Genomic DNA, 17,328 nt, shown 5'->3' on the forward strand with positions numbered 1-17,328 from the left:
TTCGGGTGTGGGCCCGCCCGGGCGGCTCAGCCGAGTTCGGCCCGGCGCACCTTCCCCGAGCGGGTGCGCGGCAGTTCCCGGACCAGGTCGACGCCGCGCGGCACCAGCAGGCCGGGCAGCCGTGCGGCCGCCCAGGCGAGCAGTTCCCGGGCGAGGTCGGGTCCGGGTTCGCCCGCGGGCACCGCCACCGCGTGCGGTGCCAGTCCGCCCCGCGGGTGCGGGCGGGGCACCACCGCGACGTCGGCGATGCCGGGGCAGCGCCGCAGCACCGCTTCGATCTCGGGCGGCGAGACCCGGTGCCCGAAGGACTTGAAGACCTCGTCCCGGCGGCCGAGCAGCCGGATCGAGCCGTCGACGCAGCGTTCGCCGGTGTCGCCGGTGCGGTAGCGGCCGCCGCCCAGGGCCGCTTCGGTGCGTTCGGGGTCGTCGGCGTACCCGGCCATCAGTCCGGCCGGGCGTTCGGTCAGGTCGAGGCAGACCTCGCCCGCGTCGCCGGCTTCGCCGGTGTCCGGGTCCACCAGGACGACGCGGTAGCCGGGCAGCGGGTGGCCGAGCGGGGAGAGCGGGTCGGGGCCGCCCGGGGCCCGTCCGATCAGCGCGGTGGCCTCGGTCTGGCCGTAGCCGTCGCGCACCCGCACCGCCCAGGCGGCCCGGACGGCGTCGCCGGTCCCGGGGTCCAGGCACTCGCCCGCGGCGGTGGCCTCCCGGAGCCGGACGCCGGGGGCCGAGGCGAGGTGGGGCACCATGGCGCGCCAGGTGCTCGGCGGGGCGCACAGGCTGTCGAGTGCGTGGTCGGCGGCGATCCTGGGCAGCAGGCGGGGCGGTACGCCGCCGGGGGGCAGGGCGACCACGGTCGCCCCGGCCGTCCAGGGGACGAAGAAACTGCTCCACGAGTGCTTGGCCCAGCCCGGCTCGGACAGGTTGAGGTGCCGGTCCCCGGGCCGGACGCCCTGCCAGTACAGGCTGGACAGGTGGCCGACCGGGTAGCTGGCGTGGGTGTGCACGACCAGTTTGGGCAGCGCGGTGGTGCCGGAGGTGAAGTAGCAGAACGCGGGGTCGGCGGCCCCGGTCGGTCCTCCGGGCAGGAAGGGGCGCGGGTCGGTGCGGGTGTCGGGGTAGCGCAGCCAGCCGGCCGGCGGGTCGTCGAGGGCGATCCGCAGGCCGGGCACCGCGCCCGGCCCGGACCGGGTCGCGCCGTCGACGGTCGCGGCGGCCCCGGCGGTGCACAGCAGGTGGCTGATCCGTCCCCGCCGCAGCCGGTCGGCGGCCTCCTCCGGGGTGAGGTCCTGGTAGCAGGGCACCACGACGGCGCCCAGTTTGAGGCAGGCCAGCAGCGACTCCCAGAGTTCGACCCGGGTGTCGAGCAGCAGCAGGACCCGGTCGCCCCGGGCGACCCCCAGTTCGGCCAGCCGCACCGCCAGGGTGTCGGAGCGGGCGGAGAGTTCGGCGAACCCGACCCGTTCCGCCACCTCGGTGCGGCCGTCGGGCCGGGGCGGGGCGAGCAGTTCGAGCGCGCTGCCGGGCTGTTCGTCGGCGAGGACGTCGAACCACTCCAGGGCCCAGTTGAAGTGCTCGGCGGCGGGCCAGCGGAACCGGGCGGCGGCCGCCGCCCGGTTGCCGCGCAGTTCGAGCAGCAGGTCGCGGGCGGCCCGGAACTCCCGGTGGGCGGCCGTCCGCCGCCGGGCCCAGTAGTCGGGCGGCCGGGTCGGCGGGGTCACCCGGTGCTCCCGCCCGCGACCGCGTCCGCCGGGCGGGCGGCCGGTGCGGCCGGGCCCGGGAGCGGTTCCAGCAGGGCCCGGGCGATGTCGTCGGCGTCCCGGGTGAAGGAGCCCCAGGGTCCGGGGCGGCCGCTGCCGACCTGGGTGAACCAGCGGGTGTGCTCGCTGGGGATCCCGATCACGTGCATGCCGTGCTCGACCGTCCCGCAGGCCCGGACGGGGTGGAACGGCGCGTCGGTGGAGGCGAGGCCGCCGGTGTCGAAGGAGTGGCCGGCCCAGGAGTTGACGAAGGTGCGGATGGTGCCGTCGGCGATCAGGCCCCGGATCAGCGGGTCCCGGTCGGCCCGCAGGTCGGTGCTCGGCACGCGTGCGTCGATCAGGGTGTCCAGCCGGGTCCCGGGGGCGTCGACCTGGTCGGAGGCGACGGTGAAGCAGCCGTTCGCCTGGTCCGGCTGGAAGCGGGCGCGGGGGCCGACCGGGTCGAGCACCCCGGCGTCCATCAGGGCCAGGAACTGTTCGGAGCGCAGCGGCGGCGGCCCGGTGGAGACCAGGGCGGCCAGGGGGGCGAACTCGTGCAGGAAACGCTGGTGCGAGGTGGGGGTCAGGCCGCCGAAGTCGACCACGCCGCGGATGGTCTGGCGGACGTCGCGCAGGGTGTCGCAGGCGGACTTCAGCGGCCCGCCCAGGTTGCCCATCCCCGCTTCGTCGAGGTCCGCGCGCAGGTGCTCGGCCAGGGCCGTCCGGTACTCGGCCGCGGAGCGGAAGCGCCGTCCGGCGAACGGCCGGGCCAGCGAGGACAGGTCGGCGATCGTCCGGGTGTCCGCGCCGTACTCGGCGGCGGTCCGGGCGAGCGCGGCCGGCTCGGGCGGTTCGGGCCGGGCGGCGGGGGGACGGGCGTGGGCGGCGCGGACCCGTTCGGTGAACTCCTCGGCCGCGGCGGCTCCGGCGGCCCGGCGGACCCGGGTGCCGAGCAGCACGAGGTTGATCTCGGCCATCAGCCAGGGCAGCACCGCCGCGTGGAAGTCCACCGGTCCCGCGGCCCGCAGCGCGGCCATCCGCTCGGGGGTGAAGAGCACCGCCCGGTAGCGGTGGCCGGGGCTCTTCTGGTTCACGCCCCGGGTCATCAGCGGGACGCCGCTGCGGGAGGCCGGGACGATCCTGGGCTCCCGGCCGCTGGGCAGGTAGCGCAGGCCGGTGTCACTCTCCTGGAAGCGTCCGCCGCGGCCGAGGGTGAGTTCGGCGAGCACGTCGTAGAAGGTCAGTCCCATGCCGAGGACGCCGACCGCCGAACCGGGCGGGATCAGCGCCAGCGGCATGTCCGCGGCCGACTCGCCGACGATGCAGCGCAGCGGCGGGTGCGCGGCGGCGAACGCGACCAGCGCGTTCTGCTCGTCGCTGGGTTCGACGGCGGGGTGGCCGGTGGCCAGGACCAACCGGTCCGCGGTGAGGACGTCGCCCCGGTCCAGCCGCAGCCGGTAGCCGGTGCCGCCGTCCTCGCCGGTGCCGGGGACGCGGTCCGCGCTGAGCACCCGGGCGGGGACGTGCTCCACCGTCAGGTCCGGCGGCAGCGTGGCGGTGATCCGGGCCGTCACGTACTCCAGGTACGCCCCGTACACGGCGCGGGGCGCGTACCCGTCGGGGTCGGCGTGCTCCGGGTCGTGCCCGGCCCACCACTCGGCCAGGCTCGGGCCCGCGCCGGGCCGGGCCGGGCCGTCGTCGGCGGGACCGGAGAACATCGTCACCTCGCAGGCCGCGGTGTTCATCAGGAACCAGGGCGACTGGTCGGTGCGCCACACCCGGCCGGGGCCGGCCGGGTACGGGTCGACGAGCTGCACCCGGACCGGGTTACCGGCGGGCCGTTCGGCGGCCCGGGCGGCCAGCCGCTCCAGTACCGAGAGGCCGCGCGGGCCCGTGCCGACCACGACGATCCGGCGGGGGCGCCGCGGCGGGGCCGCCGGGACGCCCGGCCGGGGCTCCTCGGCCGGGCGCGCCTCCAGGTCGTGCAGGTCGGCGGTGCGGCGCAGCATCGCGGCCAGCCGGTCCGCGGTGACGGTGCCGTTGCGGGTGCCGGTGGTGAACAGCGGCATCGCGCCGTGCGCGGCCCAGCGCAGCCGGCCGTCGTCGGCGATCACGCTGCGGCTCCCGCCCCGGTTGTCGGGGTGCAGGCAGTAGGGGACGTCCAGGATGCCGCGGTGGAAGGCGCGCAGCAGGGCGGTGCCGACGTCGTCCGCGAGCGAGAGGACCGCGGTGACCAGGGCCCGGGCCTCGGTGAGCACCTCGTAGGTGTCGGGGCCGTCGATCGCGGGCGCCGGGGCGGGGCCGGAGCGGGCGGCCCGGGCCCTGGCGGCCGCGCGGCGCAGCGCGGCCAGGTTCTCTCCGAGGGTGGGGATGCGGTGCGCCTCGGCCTCCGTCTTGACGATGATCCGCTGCGCGCCGCCGCGCACGGCGAGGTCGGTGCTGCGGGCGAGCAGCAGCCGGGCGCCCTCGGGGGTCCGGGGGAAGACGCCCATGTAGGTGTAGAGCACCAGGTGGCGGTCGGTCCCGGCGGGGAGGAGTTCGTCCGCCAGCAGGCGCAGTGCGGTGAGCGCTCCGGCGTCCTGGTCGGCGTGGGTCTGCTGGGCGTAGCTGAGCGAGACGCTGGTGATGCCGTTCTGGACGAAGAACAGCGCTTCCAGGACCGACACCGCGACCAGCAGCGACGGCGGGCAGAGCTGTCCGAGCAGGCAGCCGCCGAAGGTCTCCAGGTGGGCGCGGGCGCCCCGGGCCCGGGTGTCGGTGGCGAGTTGGCGCACCGCCTCGCGCCAGGCGGTGACGGATTCCGCGAGCGGGGTGCGTCCGTAGGGCAGGCAGTAGGAGACCGGTCCGCCCTCGCTGGCGGTCAGTCCGGCGGCGACCATGGTCCGGAAGATCGCCCGGGGGTCGGCGGAGCCGTGCCGGACCTGGACGGGGGTGTCGGGGCCGGCCTGGGCGGCGACCCGGGCGGAGGTCTCCGGGCCGTGGCTGACCAGGGGGAACCCGTTGAGCGGTTGGGCGGAGCGGATGGCTTCGGCGGCGGCCGCGTGGTCGCCGACCCGGGTGTAGCTGTCCAGGGTGATGGTGGCGACCGTGCGTTCGGCCAGGGCCGCGACGGCGGCCACGCCGGCCGCCATGTCCTGCGGGCGGGCCATGCCCATCCGCGGCTGCACCACCAACTCCCCGTCCCGTGCGGCGGACTGGACGAAGGCGCCGAGGTCGGCGGCGCGCCACGGCCGTCCGCCGCCCGGCCCGCTCACGCCGCGAGCCGCGCGTCGGCGGCCCCGGCGAGTGCGGCGAGCCGGCCCAGCAGCGGTTCCGGTCCGGCCCCGTCGGGGTGGACCTCGTCGAAGCCCGCCGCCAGCAGTGCGGTCCGGCGCTCGGCCTCGCCCTCGCCGGCGGTGATGCCGAGGCGGCCGCCGATCACCTTCGGGATGCCCCGGGTGAGGGGGTTGGCGTCGAGCGCGTGGGCCGCGCGCAGGCCGTCCAGGTGGCCGTGCCCGTTGACCGAGCTGAACACGATCAGGTCGGGGCGGGTCAGTTCGACGGTGTCCACCAGCAGGCGTTCGGGCACGCACGGGCCCAGGTTGAGGACCGAGTGGCCGGCCTCCTCCAGGAACAGTTGCAGGTGGACGAGGTTCCAGGTGTGGGCGTCGGAGGCCCCGGTGGTGAGCAGTACCCGCAGGCCGGGCCCCGGTGCGTCCGGTCGTCCGGTCGAGCGCTTCGCCTTCCTGGTGGCGAGGTCTGGGTGTGCCATTGCGTCTCCTCGGTGCGGCTGTGGGCGGCGGCGTCGCCGGGTGGGTGCGGGCGGGGCCCCGGGCGGCCGGGGGCGGCCGGGGTCAGTCCGTCGGCTGTCGGCCGGTCCGGTCGGCCGGCTCGCCGGGGCCGGGGACCCGGGCCGCGGCCGGCCTGGCCCGGACCGCCAGGACGGTGCAGCCCAGGGCGCTGGACATCTGGTGCCGGGTGCCCGGCTCCTCCACCACCAGGTCGCCCCGGCGGAAGCTGCGTCCGTCGCTGTGGTCGAGGACCCCGTCCAGGACCAGCATCAGTTCGTGGCCGAGGTGTTCGTGGAAGTCGCCGTGCGCCCCGGCGGGGAAGCGCAGCAGCAGCGCGGTGGAGTCCTCGCCGGTCCCGCTGTCGGGGGCCCACAGGACGACGTGCTCGACGCCCACCCGGCCGGGCTCCACCCACGGGACCCACGCGAGGTCGTCCTGCAGGAATCCGCTGCGCAGCACGTCGCGCATGACCGTGACCTCAGGCATCGACCGTCTCCTTGCGCTCGTTCGTACCGCGGACCTCGCCCCAGGGCAGCGGGCCGCGCACCACGGGTGCGCCGACCATGGCGCCGAACTCCTGCCAGGAGCCGTCGTAGTTGCGGACGTTCGGCAGGCCGAGCAGTTCGTGCAGGACGAACCAGACGAGCGAGGAGCGCCAGCCGATCCGGCAGTACACGACGGTGGGGACGGTGGTGTCGAGTTCGGCGTAGACGGCCCGGAGCTCCTCCGGGGTGCGGAAGCAGCCGTCCGGACGCACGTGCAGGTCCCAGGGGAAGTGCTGGGCGGACTGGACGTGGCCGGGGCGCACGTGCAGGTCCTCCGGGACGTCCGGCGGGGTGGTGCGGTCGCCGAGGTACTCGGGCAGCGAGCGCACGTCCAGCAGGTTGATCCGGCCGATGCCGTCCAGGACGTCGGTGCGGGTGGCCCGCAGGGACAGGTCGGCGGTCGGCACCGGGTAGGCGGTCGGCGGCCGTTCGGGCCGGCGGAAGGTCAGTTCGCCGCCCTGCGCCTCCCAGCGGGCGCGCCCGCCGTCGAGCAGCCGCAGGTCCCGGTGGCCGTACACGCGCAGCAGCCAGAAGGCCGCGGTGGCCCACCAGTTGCTGTTGCCGCTGTAGAGCACGATGGTGTCGTCCGGGCCGATGCCCAGGCTTCCCAGGGTCGCCGCGATCTGCGCGGCGTCGGGGACGTCGCGGCGGACCGGGTGCTGGAGGTCGGTGCGCCAGTTCAGGCTCACCGCCCCGGGTATCCAGCCGGTCGGGCCGGGTCCGCCGTCGGTGATCTCCACCAGTACGACGTGCTCGTCCGAGCGGTGCCGCGCCACCCAGTCGGCCGTCACCACAGGACTGTGTCGGGTCATCGCAACCTCCGGTTGTCACGGGGTGCGACGGCCGCACCCGCGGTGCGGCCGTCGCCGGTTCGGTGCGGTCGGAATCAGCCCTGACCCTGGAAGTAACAGGTCGCCCGGCGGTGGACCACGCCGCCGATCTGGGTGCCCATGGTGATTCCGGGCTCGTTGTCGAAACGCCAGTGCATGCCGCCGTAGACGCGGGAGATGCCGGCCTGGGCCGCCGCCGCGGTGAAGGTCGGCCAGGTCAGCCGGGTGTCCACGGCCGGGGTGAGGCCGGGCTCGATGGTGGAGGTGCCCGCCTTGAAGAGGTAGGAGTCACCGAAGGAGTCGGAGCCGGTGAACCTGCGCAGGAACTCGGCCGCGGCGCCGGAGAAGGTGCTGTGGCCGGAGACGGTGGCCGGGAAGGCCGGCACCGGCACGTAGGCCCGCCAGGACGCGCCGTCCATCGTGACGGTGCCCTGGCCGGGGCCGCCCCAGGAGCGGATCCGCTGGCCCCGGGTCAGGTAGGGGATGAGCGAGCTGGGGCGGGCGAAGTCGTAGCGGGCCTTCACCGCCCAGGAGCCGATCGCGGCGTCGCACTCGGCCATGTTGAGGCCGAAGAAGAGCTTCGCGTCCTCGTCCACGCCGTAGCCGTCGCGGGCGGAGACGAAGCGGGCCCACGCCTGCTGCGCGCCGGGCGGGGTCACGTCGGCGTCGAGCCAGAACTCGGCGATCGCCTTCTGCTCGTCGGACAGCCCGGCGCTGATGGTGATCAGTTCCTGGACGGCCGCGTTCAGGGTCGCGCTGCCCAGCGCGGGCGGGGCCGGCACGGTGAACTGGTCGGGGCTCGTCAGGGCGAACGGCGTCATCCGGGCGAACTGCGGGGTGAGGAAGTGCTGGGTGGCGCCGCCGACGACCAGCGGCATCCAGTTGGCCGGGGAGGCCAGCAGCGCGGGGTCGAAGCCCGCGACCGACTGCGGCTGGTTCTTCGGCTGGTAGCCGGTGGTGTCCGCGTAGGCGTTGAGCTGGTTGGCGCCGTCCTGGTGCCGGAAGGCGAGCACGGCCCGGGCGGTGCGCAGGCCGATCGCGGCCGGGCCGGTCGGCGAGCCGCCGGTGCGGGCGGGGTCGTAGCCGAGCGAGCGCAGCATCGAGTCGGCGGCGGGCGCCTGCTCCGGGTAGAGGTCGGTCAGCGCGGCGTGCGCGGCGTAGCTGATCGCCTCGTTCTTGTTGGCCAGGGTGCGTTCGGCCCTCGGGCGGCGCAGCGCGCCGCCGAAGCGGGTGCCGTTCGCGTGGCTGTCGTAGCAGGCCCAGGCGTCGTAGATGCAGTTGTGCACCACGGCCAGGGAGCGGGCGTTGACGGTGGCCGGGCCGAAGACCGCGCCGGTCAGCCGGTACTTGTCGAGGATCGCGTCCATGGTGGCCTGGTTCCACCGGACGACCACGCTCGGCAGCCCGCCGGTGCCGTCGGCGCGGCGGCCGGTGCGGGTCTCGGCGGCCCAGGCGGCCGGGCCGGTCGCGGCGGCCAGGCCGGCCGCACCCAGCGCGCCGGCGGCGGCGGCGAGCATCGAACGGCGGGACACCGTGCGCCGACCGGGGGTGTACGGCTCTTGCATCTGGCATTGCTCCTTGTCCGATGGGGACGTGCCCGGCGGCGCCTGTGCGGCGCCCGTGCTGCCGGGTCCGTCCGTGGTGTCTGGCGTGGTCCGGTGGTGCCTGCTTCCCTGCGGGGCGCTCGGGGTCCGGGGCGCCGACGGGGGCGCTCGGTCTCGGCGGCGACCGCCCGACTGCCGGAAGCGGGGCCACGCTAGAGCGGCGGACGTGTCCCGAACGTTGCAAAAATGTGTCTCACCATTGCGAAATGACCGCGTACTGACATTTATATGTTCGAAACTGTCTGGTTATCTGGCGATTTTCTGCCGACTTCGGTCCGTCTCCGCCCGGCCCGACCCATCGGAGGTCGCTATGGCCCCATGCGAGGAACCGATCGGCCGCCCTCCGGCCGATTCACCCCCCTTAGCCTTCTTGGCGCTGGAGCAGCCGACCGGGGGAGAGACCGTGACAGGGGCAGTGGCACACGAAGCGGAGAGACCGGAGCCGTCCGGCGGCTCCGTCGCCCGGTGCGAACTGGCGACGCACCCGAGCGCCCAACAGGTCCGACTCGGCCTGCTGGGCGGGTTCACCCTCTCCTTCCGGGGCGAGGAGCTGAAACCCTCCCTGGGCGCCCGCCGACTGCTGGCGCTGCTCGCGGTCGAGCCCCGCGGCCTGACCAGGGCGCGGGCCGCCGAGGTCCTCTGGCCCGACCTCGAACGCAACCGCGCGGCGGCCGCGCTGCGCACCGCGCTGCACCGCATGCCGGCCTGCCCGGTCCCCCTGGTCAAGGAGTGCGGCGCCGGCCTGTTGACGCTGTCCCCCGACGTCGCCGTGGACCTGGCCGCCGCCAACCGCGCGGCCGCCCGCATCCTCGGCCCGGCCGTCGAGATGGACGACCGCGAACTCGGCCGGGCCCTGGACCTCGACTTCGACTACGACCTGCTCCCCGACTGGGCGGAGGAGTGGCTGACGCACTGTCAGATCCGTTGGCACCAGCGCCGGTTGCACGCCCTGGAGACCCTGTCGCGGCGGCTGGCCGAAGCGGGTTTCGCGGGCGCCGCCGTGGACGTCGCCCTGGTCGCGATCGGTTCCGACCGGCTGCGGGAGAGCGCCCACGAAGCCCTGGTGGCCGCCTACCGGGCCGCGGGCAACGAGATCACCGCGGACGCCTACCGCCGCCAGTACGAGCGGCAGCTCCGCGAGGAACTGGCCCGGGAAGCGGTCCCCCGCGGTCGGCCCCCCGTTCCCGCACCACCCGCCGCACCGGCGGCCCGGCCCGCCGCCGGCCCGCGACCCCCCGCGGGCGTCATCCCGATCAGCGCCGCGCAGACCGCGAACGGCCGTCGGCGCCCCGTCACCCCGTCACTGGCAGGAGGCCACCGTGACCACGGCTCCGCACTTTCCTGACACCGGGCAGGGTCCCGCCCCCCTCGTCACCGGCGCCCCCGTCCTGGAGCGCTACGAATCCCTGCGCCCGGCCCTGCACCGGCTCGGCCTGACCCTGCTGCGCTGCGCGCTGGGCCTGGTCTACCTCTGGTTCGGCGTCCTCAAGCTGATCGACCGCAGCCCCGCCGCCGACCTGGTGACCAGCACCATCCCGTTCCACACCGGCGGCTGGGTGGTCCCGGTGCTCGGTGGCGTCGAGGTGGTCCTCGGCCTGTGGATAGCCGCCGGGATCGGCATGCGCTGGGCGCTGCCGGTCCTCTTCGGACACCTGCTCGCCACCTTCGGCGTGCTGGTGGTCGTTCCCGACCGGGCCTTCCAGGACGGCAACCCCGCCCTGCTGACCATGGAGGGCGAATTCGTGATCAAGAACCTGGTCCTGCTGGCGGCCGTCCTGGTCGTCACCACCCGCACCGCCCGCCCGCACCGCTGAGCCGCCGCCCGACCACTCCCCTCCCGGCCCGCGACCAGCGAGCCGTCCGTTACAGACGACCCGAGGTAGTCGCGTCCATGGACAAGAAGGAACTCCGCACCACCCTGCGCTGGCTGGCGCCCGTCCTGCCGGCCGCCGCCATGCTGGCCCTGGCCGTCGGGCTCAACCAGCGCGCGATCCTCTTCCCGGAGGCGATCGCGCTCGCCTTCGGCGTCTGGGTGATGCACCGCCCCGCCTGGATCGCCTCGCCGACCCGGATGGTCGCGGGACCGGTGCTCTGCGCCGTGGACGGCATCCTGGTCGCCCAGCTCTTCCACGCCCTGCACTGGAGCAAGTGGGCCGCCGCGGCCGTCGCCCTGCTGATCGCGCTGGCCGTCCTGCAACTGCTCGCCGCGCCGATCGGCCCCGCCGTGTCCGCCGCCGTGCTCCCGGTGGTCTTCTCCCTGCGCACCTGGGACTACCCGCTGGCCGTGCTCTGCATCTGCGCGGCGATCGCCGCGGTGATGTTCGCGATCGAGCGGGGCGTGCCCCGGCCCCCCGCGCCGATGGTGGCCGCCGGGGCCTGGCGGGTCGACCGGCTCCTCGTCCTCGGCGCGGTCTCGGGCGGCTGGCTGCTGGTCAGCGGCGTGCTGCTGGACCTGCCGCCGGTCGCGGTCGCCCCGCCGCTGATGGTCTCCGCCCTGGAGTGGGCGATGCTGCCCGCCCGCACCCTCCAGCTGGCCCTCAAGCGCGGCGTGCTGCTGTGCGGCGGCTGCGCCGTCGGCTCGCTGGCGCTGTGGACGGTCCCGCAGGAGTGGGTCGGCGGCGCCCTCGCCGTCGCGGTGGTCTGCCTGGCGGCCCGCTACCTCGGCGAACCCCACGCCCCCGCCATGGCGATGGCCCTGGTCCCCTACGTGGCGCACGAGGAGAACCCGGCCGTGGCCGGGTTCGGCGCGGCCGCCGGGACGGTCGTCACCTACGCCGCGATCTCCGCCGTCCTCGCCCTGACCGCCCGCCCCCGCCCGGGCGCTCCCGCCCCGGACGCGCCGGTGCCGACCGCGCCCGCCGCCGCCCGGTAGACCGGCGGGGACGCACCGGGTCAGTCGTCCTTGGGGTCCGGCTGCTCGGCGAAGTCGATCTTCTTGAAGCGGGCGTTCATCGACTTCAGGAGGAACCAGGTGGCGACGCCGAGCGCCGCGAAGACGACGAAGCCGAGCAGGCCGGGGGTGACCTTGGTCTCGTCGAGGGCCAGGGCGGTGGCGAGCTGGACGGGGTTCACGGGGGTGCTCATTCCTCCATGGTGACCCGGCCTTAAGGCGGCCGGGTCACCGGGGGGTGGTACGGGGCGGGGCGAAGCGGGACGAAGCGGCCGCGGAGCTACTTGCGCAGGCCCGCGAAGAGGTCGTTCTCGGGCAGGTCGGTGTCGACCAGGGACTTGGCGAGCTCGTAGTCCTCGGTGGGCCAGACCTCGCGCTGGACGTCGAGCGGGACGCGGAACCAGGGCCCGTCCGGGTCGATCTGGGTGGCGTGGGCGATCAGCGCCTTGTCGCGGGTCTCGAAGAAGTCGGCGCACTCGACCCGGGTGGTGATCTCCCGCTCGGCGCGGCCGGACTTCTCCCAGCCCTCGATCCACTCGCCGTACGGGGAGTCGTGCCCGTTCGCGCTGAGGTAGGCGTGCAGGGCGCGGATCCGGCCCATCGGGAAGCCGTGGTTGTAGTACAGCTTGGACGGCTGCCAGGGCTCGCCGGCCTCGGGGTACGCCTCGGGGTCGCCGGCCGCCTCGAAGGCCACCATGGTGATCTTGTGGGTCATGATGTGGTCGGGGTGCGGGTACCCGCCGTTCTCGTCGTACGTGGTGATCACGTGCGGGCGGAACTCGCGGATCAGCTTGACCAGGGCGCCCGCCGCGACCTCGACCTCCTCCAGGGCGAAGCAGCCCTCGGGCAGCGGGGGCAGCGGGTCCCCCTCCGGGAGGCCGGAGTCGACGTAGCCGAGCCACGCCTGCTGGACGCCGAGGATCTCCCGGGCGGCGTCCATCTCCTTGCGGCGGACCTCGTGGATGTTCTCCTCGACCCAGGCGTCGCCCTGGAGCTTGGGGTTGAGGATCGACCCCCGCTCCCCGCCGGTGCACGTGGCGACCAGGACCTCCACCCCCTGGTCGACGTACATCGCCATGGTGGCGGCGCCCTTGCTGGACTCGTCGTCCGGGTGCGCGTGCACCGCCATCAAACGCAACTGCTCGCTCAACGCCTGGTCCCCTTCAGGTACAGGTATGTCCGGTTCGTCGGGCCGGCTCCCCCGCCGCCTGTGGCGCGGACGTGCCCCTCCTATAGTGACGGACTGGAGGGCCCGTCCATTCCCACCGAAGGACGAACCCCCCTCCGCGAAAGGACCGAGCCCGCCATGGACCACAGCCCTACGCCCGAGACGCGGGTCGCGCCCCCGGCCGCACCGCCGGCCGGCCGCTACAACCGCGCCGACGACCGGACGGCCGACCGCAGGCTGCGGGTGGCCGCGGTGGTGTGCGGGGTGCTGTTCCTCGGGCTGATCGCCTGGCTGGGCGGCTCGTACCTGCTGCGCGAGACCGAGCTGAACGGTACGGTGCCCACCTTCCAGGCGGTGTCGGACTCCGAGCTGCAGCTGCAGCTGTCGGTGCGCAAGAGCGACGGCACCTCCGGGGTGTGCACGGTCCGCTCGCAGGGGACGGACGGCTCGGTGGTCGGCCAGTCGGACTTCCGGGTCCCGGCGGCGGGCGGCAGCTACGACGAGGTGGTCACGCTGCGGACCACGGCCCGCGGCACCACCGCGGAGCTGCTCGGCTGCACCCCCGACAAGAAGTAACCCGTCACCGCTCCCGCTCGCTCACCCTTTCGGAGGGTGCTGACGCGCGGGAGGGCCCCGGCCCGCCCACGACCCTCCCGTCCGGGCCCGGAACTTGTTAGGCTCGTGATTTCGCCCCTTCCGCGCCGGCCGGCTCGGGAGCGGGCGTTGCTTTGCATCTGCCCAGAAAACAGACCCACCGCCGCCGGACCGCCCCCGGGGCGGCACCAGCACCGACGAGGAGCACCCTGTGACCCAGACCAACGATGACGTGACCTGGCTCACTCAGGACCACTACAACAAGCTCAAGGCCGAGTTCGACCACCTGACCGGGCCCTGGCGCGTCGAGATCGCGAAGAAGATCGAGGCGGCGCGCGAGGAGGGTGACCTCAAGGAGAACGCGGGTTACCACGCGGCCAAGGACGAGCAGGGCAAGACCGAGGCGCGGATCCGCCAGCTGTCCCAGCTGCTGGAGCGGGCGAAGGTCGGCGAGGCCCCTGCGGACTCGGGCGTAGTGGCCCCGGGCATGCTGGTGAAGGTCGCCTTCGACGGCGACGAGGACGACACCATCGAGTTCCTGCTGGCCTCCCGCGAGGTCACCGACGGCGACATCGACGTGTACTCCCCGCAGTCGCCGCTGGGCCGGGCCATCACCGGCAAGTCGGTGGGCCAGGACGCCCAGTACGAGCAGCCGAACGGCAAGAAGGCGCGCGTGAAGATCGTCGACGCCAAGCCGTTCTCCGGCTGACCGCCGCGCGACGCACGACGACGGCCGCTCCCCCGGGTGGGGGGAGCGGCCGTCGCGCGTGCGGGGCGGGCCTCAGCCCGTCACGGGGCGGGCCTCAGCCGGCCGCGCGGCGGTACTTGCGCACCGCCAGCCAGGAGAAGAGCGCCATGATGACGATCGACCAGACCACCGAGACCAGCGCGGCGTGCTGCATCGGCCAGGAGTCCGGCACCGGGCCGAGCTGGTTGCCGAACAGGCTGCGGCAGGCCTGCACGGTGGCGGAGAACGGGTTCCAGTAGGCGATCGGCTGCAGCCAGCCGGGCATCGAGCTGACCGGCACGAAGGCGTTGGAGACGAAGGTCAGCGGGAACAGCCAGATCAGGCCGGCCGAGGTGGCCGCCTCGGGGCTGCGCACCGACAGGCCGATCAGCGCGCCGATCCAGGAGAAGGCGTAGCCGAGCAGCAGCAGCAGGCCGAACGCGGCGAGCATGTCGAGCACGCCGTTGTGGATCCGCCAGCCGACCGCCAGCGCGACCAGCGCCAGCACCACCAGGATGAACGCGGTCTGCACCAGGTCGGCCAGGGTGCGGCCGGTGAGCACGGCGGCCCGGGACATCGGCAGCGAGCGGAACCGGTCGACCAGGCCCTTGGTCATGTCCTCCGCGATGCCGGCCGAGGCGCCGGCCACCGCGAAGGTGACGGTCTGGGCGAAGATGCCGGCCATCAGGTACTCGATGTACGTCTGGTGGCTGGGCTGGGCGCCGGGGATCGCGATCGCGCCGCCCATGACGTACGAGAACAGCAGCACGAACATGACCGGCTGCATGAGGCCGAACACGACGATCTCGGGGATCCGGGTCATCCGGCGCAGGTTGCGCTTGGCGACCACCCAGGAGTCGTGGGCGGTGGCGGCGACGCCGCGCCGGGGGGTGACGGGGGCGCCGCCGATCGCGCCCCGGGTGTCGGAGAGGGTCATCTCAGGCGTCCTTCCCCTTGCCGCGGCGGCCCTGGCCGGCGGTCGCGCCGCCGTCCTCGTCCTCGTCCGCGCCGCCCTCGGTGACGTGGCCGGTGAGCGAGAGGAAGACGTCGTCCAGGGTCGGGCGGCGCAGGCCGATGTCGTCGATCTCGATGGAGCGGGCGTCCAGTTCGCGGATGGCGTCGGCGAGCACCCGGGCGCCGCCGCTGACCGGGACGGTGATCCGGCGGGTGTTCTTCTCCACCGTCGGGTCGCCCTTGGCGTACGGGGTGAGCGCGGCGACCGCCTCCGGGACCAGGTCGGCGGCGCGGACCACCACCTCGATCCGCTCGCCGCCGATCTGGCGCTTGAGCTCGTCGGCGGTGCCGCGGGCGATCACCTTGCCGTGGTCGACCACCGCGATGTCGTGGGCGAGGCGGTCGGCCTCCTCCAGGTACTGGGTGGTGAGCAGCAGGGTGGTGCCCTGCTCGACCAGGGTCTCGATGACCTCCCACAGGGCGAGCCGGTTGCGCGGGTCGAGGCCGGTGGTGGGTTCGTCGAGGAACATCACCGGGGGCCGGACGACCAGCGCGGCGGCCAGGTCGAGGCGGCGGCGCATGCCGCCGGAGTAGGTCTTGGCGGTGCGGTCCATCGCCTCGGAGAGGTTGAACCACTCCAGCAGCTCCAGCGCCCGCTTCTTCGCGTCGCGGGCGCTCATCTGGTAGAGCTCGCCGACCATCTGGAGGTTCTCGCGGCCGGTGAGGTACTCGTCGACGGCGGCGTACTGACCGGACAGGCCGATCAGGCTGCGCACCTTGTTGGGGTGCTTGAGGACGTCGACCCCGGCCACGGTGGCCCGTCCGGAGTCCGGTTGGAGCAGGGTGGTCAGGACGCGGACGGTGGTGGTCTTGCCCGCGCCGTTGGGGCCGAGCAGCCCGAGCACGGTGCCCTCGGGCACGTCCAGGCTCACGCCGTCCAGGGCGCGGACGTCACCGAAGGTCTTGACCAGGTTCTCGGCTTCGATGGCTGCCGCCATGGGCCTGCCTCATCTCCTGATGCGAGTCGGTTTTGCGGGGGGATCATCCGATTTGTTACCCGAGCCCGCCTGCGGCGAAGCTCGCGATACATCGCAAGATGCTGTCACTCGCGATATATCGCGTCAAGCTCCGCAGGTGAGCCCGGTCACAGCCTGGCAGCCACCACTGACAACCTGCGGCCCCAACGGCCCCGGCGGGCGCAGCGGCCTCAGCGGCTGACCACGTACCCGGCCTCGCGCAGCTCCCCGATCACCACCGCGCAGTGCTCCGGGCCCTTGGTCTCCAGGTGCAGGTCCACCTCGACCTCGGTCAGGCCCAGCTGCGGGTCGATCCGCACGTGCGCGACGTCCAGCACGTTGGCGTCCGCCCGGCCCAGCACGCCCAGCAGCTCGCCGAGCGAGCCCGGCCGGTCGAACAGCCGCACCCGCAGCGACAGGTAGCGGCCGGCCGCGGCCAGGCCGTGCCGCAGCACCCGCTGCATCAGCTGCGGGTCGATGTTGCCGCCGGAGAGCACCGCCACCACCGGCCCCTCGAACCGTCCCGGCTCCGAGAGCAGCGCGGCGATCGGCGCCGCCCCGGCGGGCTCGACCACCAGCTTCAGCCGCTCCAGGCCGACCAGCAGCGAGCGGGAGAGCGCGTCCTCGGTGACCGTCACCACCCCGTCCGCGAGGGAGTTCACCACCTCGAACGGGATGTCGCCGGGGCGGCCGACCATGATGCCGTCCGCCATGGTGGCGTACCGCTCCAGCGAGACCGGCCGGCCCGCCGCCAGCGACAGCGGGTACGCGGCCGCCGCCGCGGCCTGCACCCCGACCACCCGGACGTCCGGGCGCAGCGCCTTGACCGCGATCGCCACGCCCGCCAGCAGTCCGCCGCCGCCGGTGCCGACCAGCACGGTGCGCACCTCGGGGCACTGCTCCAGCACCTCCAGGCCGACGGTGGCCTGACCGGTGATCACGTCCCAGTGGTCGAAGGGGTGGATGAACACCGCGCCGGTCGCCTCGGCGTACTCGCGGGCCGCCTGCAGCGCCTGGTCGACGTTGGCGCCGTGCAGCCGGACCTCGGCGCCGTACTCGCGGGTGGCGGCGACCTTCGGCAGCGGCGCGGCGAGCGGCATGAAGACGGTGGAGCGCACCCCCAGCAGGGCGGCGGCCAGCGCCACGCCCTGGGCGTGGTTGCCGGCGCTGGCGGCGACCACCCCGGCGGCCCGCTCGACCGGGGACAGCCCGGCGATCCGCACGTACGCGCCGCGCAGCTTGAACGAGCCGGTGCGCTGCAGGTTCTCGCACTTGAGGTGGACGGGGGTGCCGGCCACCCCGGAGAGGTGGCGGCTGGTCTGCATGGGGGTGACCCGGGCCACCCCGGCCAGCATCTTCTGCGCGCCCCGGACGTCGTCCACCGTGATCGGCCACCTGTGCATGGGGGCCAGCGTAGGACGCGCACTGTTCCGGTGTTCGCCCGGCGCGCGTACGCTGCTGGTCACGAGTCGCCCACACCACCCGTGAGCCGCG

Annotated in this window: 16 protein-coding genes; 5 read left to right on the top strand and 11 right to left on the bottom strand. The window is 74.5% G+C overall.

The annotated features are described in order from the left end of the window. Positions 1–26: 26 nt before the first annotated feature. The 6 genes from ABD345_RS20575 to ABD345_RS20600 all read right to left on the bottom strand — a co-directional run bounded on the left by ABD345_RS20575 (position 27) and on the right by ABD345_RS20600 (position 8,446). Positions 27–1,718: an AMP-binding protein gene (locus tag ABD345_RS20575; RefSeq protein ID WP_344553854.1), complete on the bottom strand. Its 1,692-nt coding sequence runs from the start codon at positions 1,716–1,718 to the stop codon at positions 27–29. Continuing rightward, positions 1,715–4,990: an FAD/NAD(P)-binding protein gene (locus ABD345_RS20580; RefSeq protein WP_344553855.1), complete on the bottom strand. Its 3,276-nt coding sequence runs from the start codon at positions 4,988–4,990 to the stop codon at positions 1,715–1,717. The genes ABD345_RS20575 and ABD345_RS20580 overlap by 4 nt, the downstream gene beginning before the upstream one ends. Continuing rightward, entirely contained in the window at positions 4,987–5,487 is a 501-nt protein-coding gene (locus ABD345_RS20585; RefSeq protein ID WP_344553856.1) for a cobalamin B12-binding domain-containing protein, read from the bottom strand. The genes ABD345_RS20580 and ABD345_RS20585 overlap by 4 nt, the downstream gene beginning before the upstream one ends. A gap of 82 nt (positions 5,488–5,569) precedes the next feature. Continuing rightward, on the bottom strand, positions 5,570–5,992 hold the full coding sequence (locus ABD345_RS20590) for a cupin domain-containing protein (protein WP_344553857.1): 423 nt from the start codon (positions 5,990–5,992) through the stop codon (positions 5,570–5,572). After that, positions 5,985–6,842, bottom strand: a complete 858-nt coding sequence (locus ABD345_RS20595; protein ID WP_344553858.1) for a sulfurtransferase — start codon at positions 6,840–6,842, stop codon at positions 5,985–5,987. The genes ABD345_RS20590 and ABD345_RS20595 overlap by 8 nt, the downstream gene beginning before the upstream one ends. A gap of 95 nt (positions 6,843–6,937) precedes the next feature. Further along, positions 6,938–8,446, bottom strand: coding sequence for a vanadium-dependent haloperoxidase (locus tag ABD345_RS20600; RefSeq protein ID WP_344553859.1), 1,509 nt, complete (start codon positions 8,444–8,446; stop codon positions 6,938–6,940). 454 nt (positions 8,447–8,900) lie between these two features. On the opposite strand from ABD345_RS20600, the gene ABD345_RS20605 reads away from it, so the two are divergent. From ABD345_RS20605 to ABD345_RS20615, 3 genes are all read left to right on the top strand, one after another. Then, complete coding sequence (locus tag ABD345_RS20605) at positions 8,901–9,830, top strand: BTAD domain-containing putative transcriptional regulator (protein WP_344553860.1); 930 nt, start codon at positions 8,901–8,903, stop codon at positions 9,828–9,830. Further along, positions 9,805–10,299: a DoxX family protein gene (locus tag ABD345_RS20610; RefSeq protein WP_344553862.1), complete on the top strand. Its 495-nt coding sequence runs from the start codon at positions 9,805–9,807 to the stop codon at positions 10,297–10,299. Before ABD345_RS20605 ends, ABD345_RS20610 begins: the two co-directional genes overlap by 26 nt. 77 nt (positions 10,300–10,376) lie before the next feature. Continuing rightward, complete coding sequence (locus ABD345_RS20615) at positions 10,377–11,357, top strand: hypothetical protein (RefSeq protein ID WP_344553866.1); 981 nt, start codon at positions 10,377–10,379, stop codon at positions 11,355–11,357. Between the two features lie 20 nt (positions 11,358–11,377). Here the strand turns inward: ABD345_RS20615 and ABD345_RS20620 are convergent, their stop codons facing one another. Together ABD345_RS20620 and mca are read right to left on the bottom strand one after the other, a co-directional pair. Further along, on the bottom strand, positions 11,378–11,569 hold the full coding sequence (locus ABD345_RS20620) for a hypothetical protein (RefSeq protein ID WP_344553868.1): 192 nt from the start codon (positions 11,567–11,569) through the stop codon (positions 11,378–11,380). A gap of 86 nt (positions 11,570–11,655) precedes the next feature. Beyond that, positions 11,656–12,525: a mycothiol conjugate amidase Mca gene (mca, locus tag ABD345_RS20625; protein ID WP_344553869.1), complete on the bottom strand. Its 870-nt coding sequence runs from the start codon at positions 12,523–12,525 to the stop codon at positions 11,656–11,658. 156 nt (positions 12,526–12,681) lie between these two features. Here mca and ABD345_RS20630 point away from each other — a divergent pair, with 156 nt between their 5' ends. Beyond that, the gene (locus ABD345_RS20630; protein WP_344553871.1) at positions 12,682–13,119 is read left to right on the top strand and encodes a DUF4307 domain-containing protein; all 438 of its coding nucleotides are present in this window, start codon (positions 12,682–12,684) and stop codon (positions 13,117–13,119) included. A gap of 229 nt (positions 13,120–13,348) precedes the next feature. Further along, positions 13,349–13,846, top strand: coding sequence for a transcription elongation factor GreA (gene greA, locus ABD345_RS20635; RefSeq protein WP_344553872.1), 498 nt, complete (start codon positions 13,349–13,351; stop codon positions 13,844–13,846). A 94-nt stretch (positions 13,847–13,940) separates the two neighbouring features. Here the strand turns inward: greA and ABD345_RS20640 are convergent, their stop codons facing one another. From ABD345_RS20640 to ilvA, 3 genes are all read right to left on the bottom strand, one after another. Beyond that, positions 13,941–14,801, bottom strand: coding sequence for an ABC transporter permease (locus ABD345_RS20640; protein WP_344553873.1), 861 nt, complete (start codon positions 14,799–14,801; stop codon positions 13,941–13,943). 1 nt (position 14,802) lies between these two features. Continuing rightward, positions 14,803–15,816, bottom strand: a complete 1,014-nt coding sequence (locus tag ABD345_RS20645; protein WP_344553875.1) for an ATP-binding cassette domain-containing protein — start codon at positions 15,814–15,816, stop codon at positions 14,803–14,805. 209 nt (positions 15,817–16,025) lie between these two features. Further along, positions 16,026–17,237: a threonine ammonia-lyase gene (gene ilvA, locus ABD345_RS20650; RefSeq protein ID WP_344553876.1), complete on the bottom strand. Its 1,212-nt coding sequence runs from the start codon at positions 17,235–17,237 to the stop codon at positions 16,026–16,028. Positions 17,238–17,328: the final 91 nt, after the last annotated feature.

The sequence above is a fragment of the Kitasatospora saccharophila genome (genome assembly GCF_039529925.1).
In the GTDB taxonomy this organism is placed as follows: domain Bacteria; phylum Actinomycetota; class Actinomycetes; order Streptomycetales; family Streptomycetaceae; genus Kitasatospora; species Kitasatospora saccharophila.

Excerpts from the sequence above, each read along its gene's own strand:
- ilvA (WP_344553876.1), bottom strand. The coding sequence starts at position 17,237 with ATGCACAGGTGGCCGATCACGGTGGACGACGTCCGGGGCGCGCAGAAG.
- ABD345_RS20645 (WP_344553875.1), bottom strand. The coding sequence starts at position 15,816 with ATGGCGGCAGCCATCGAAGCCGAGAACCTGGTCAAGACCTTCGGTGAC.
- ABD345_RS20590 (WP_344553857.1), bottom strand. The coding sequence starts at position 5,992 with ATGCCTGAGGTCACGGTCATGCGCGACGTGCTGCGCAGCGGATTCCTG.
- ABD345_RS20620 (WP_344553868.1), bottom strand. The coding sequence starts at position 11,569 with ATGAGCACCCCCGTGAACCCCGTCCAGCTCGCCACCGCCCTGGCCCTC.
- ABD345_RS20585 (WP_344553856.1), bottom strand. The coding sequence starts at position 5,487 with ATGGCACACCCAGACCTCGCCACCAGGAAGGCGAAGCGCTCGACCGGA.
- ABD345_RS20615 (WP_344553866.1), top strand. The coding sequence starts at position 10,377 with ATGGACAAGAAGGAACTCCGCACCACCCTGCGCTGGCTGGCGCCCGTC.
- ABD345_RS20600 (WP_344553859.1), bottom strand. The coding sequence starts at position 8,446 with ATGCAAGAGCCGTACACCCCCGGTCGGCGCACGGTGTCCCGCCGTTCG.
- ABD345_RS20630 (WP_344553871.1), top strand. The coding sequence starts at position 12,682 with ATGGACCACAGCCCTACGCCCGAGACGCGGGTCGCGCCCCCGGCCGCA.
- ABD345_RS20640 (WP_344553873.1), bottom strand. The coding sequence starts at position 14,801 with ATGACCCTCTCCGACACCCGGGGCGCGATCGGCGGCGCCCCCGTCACC.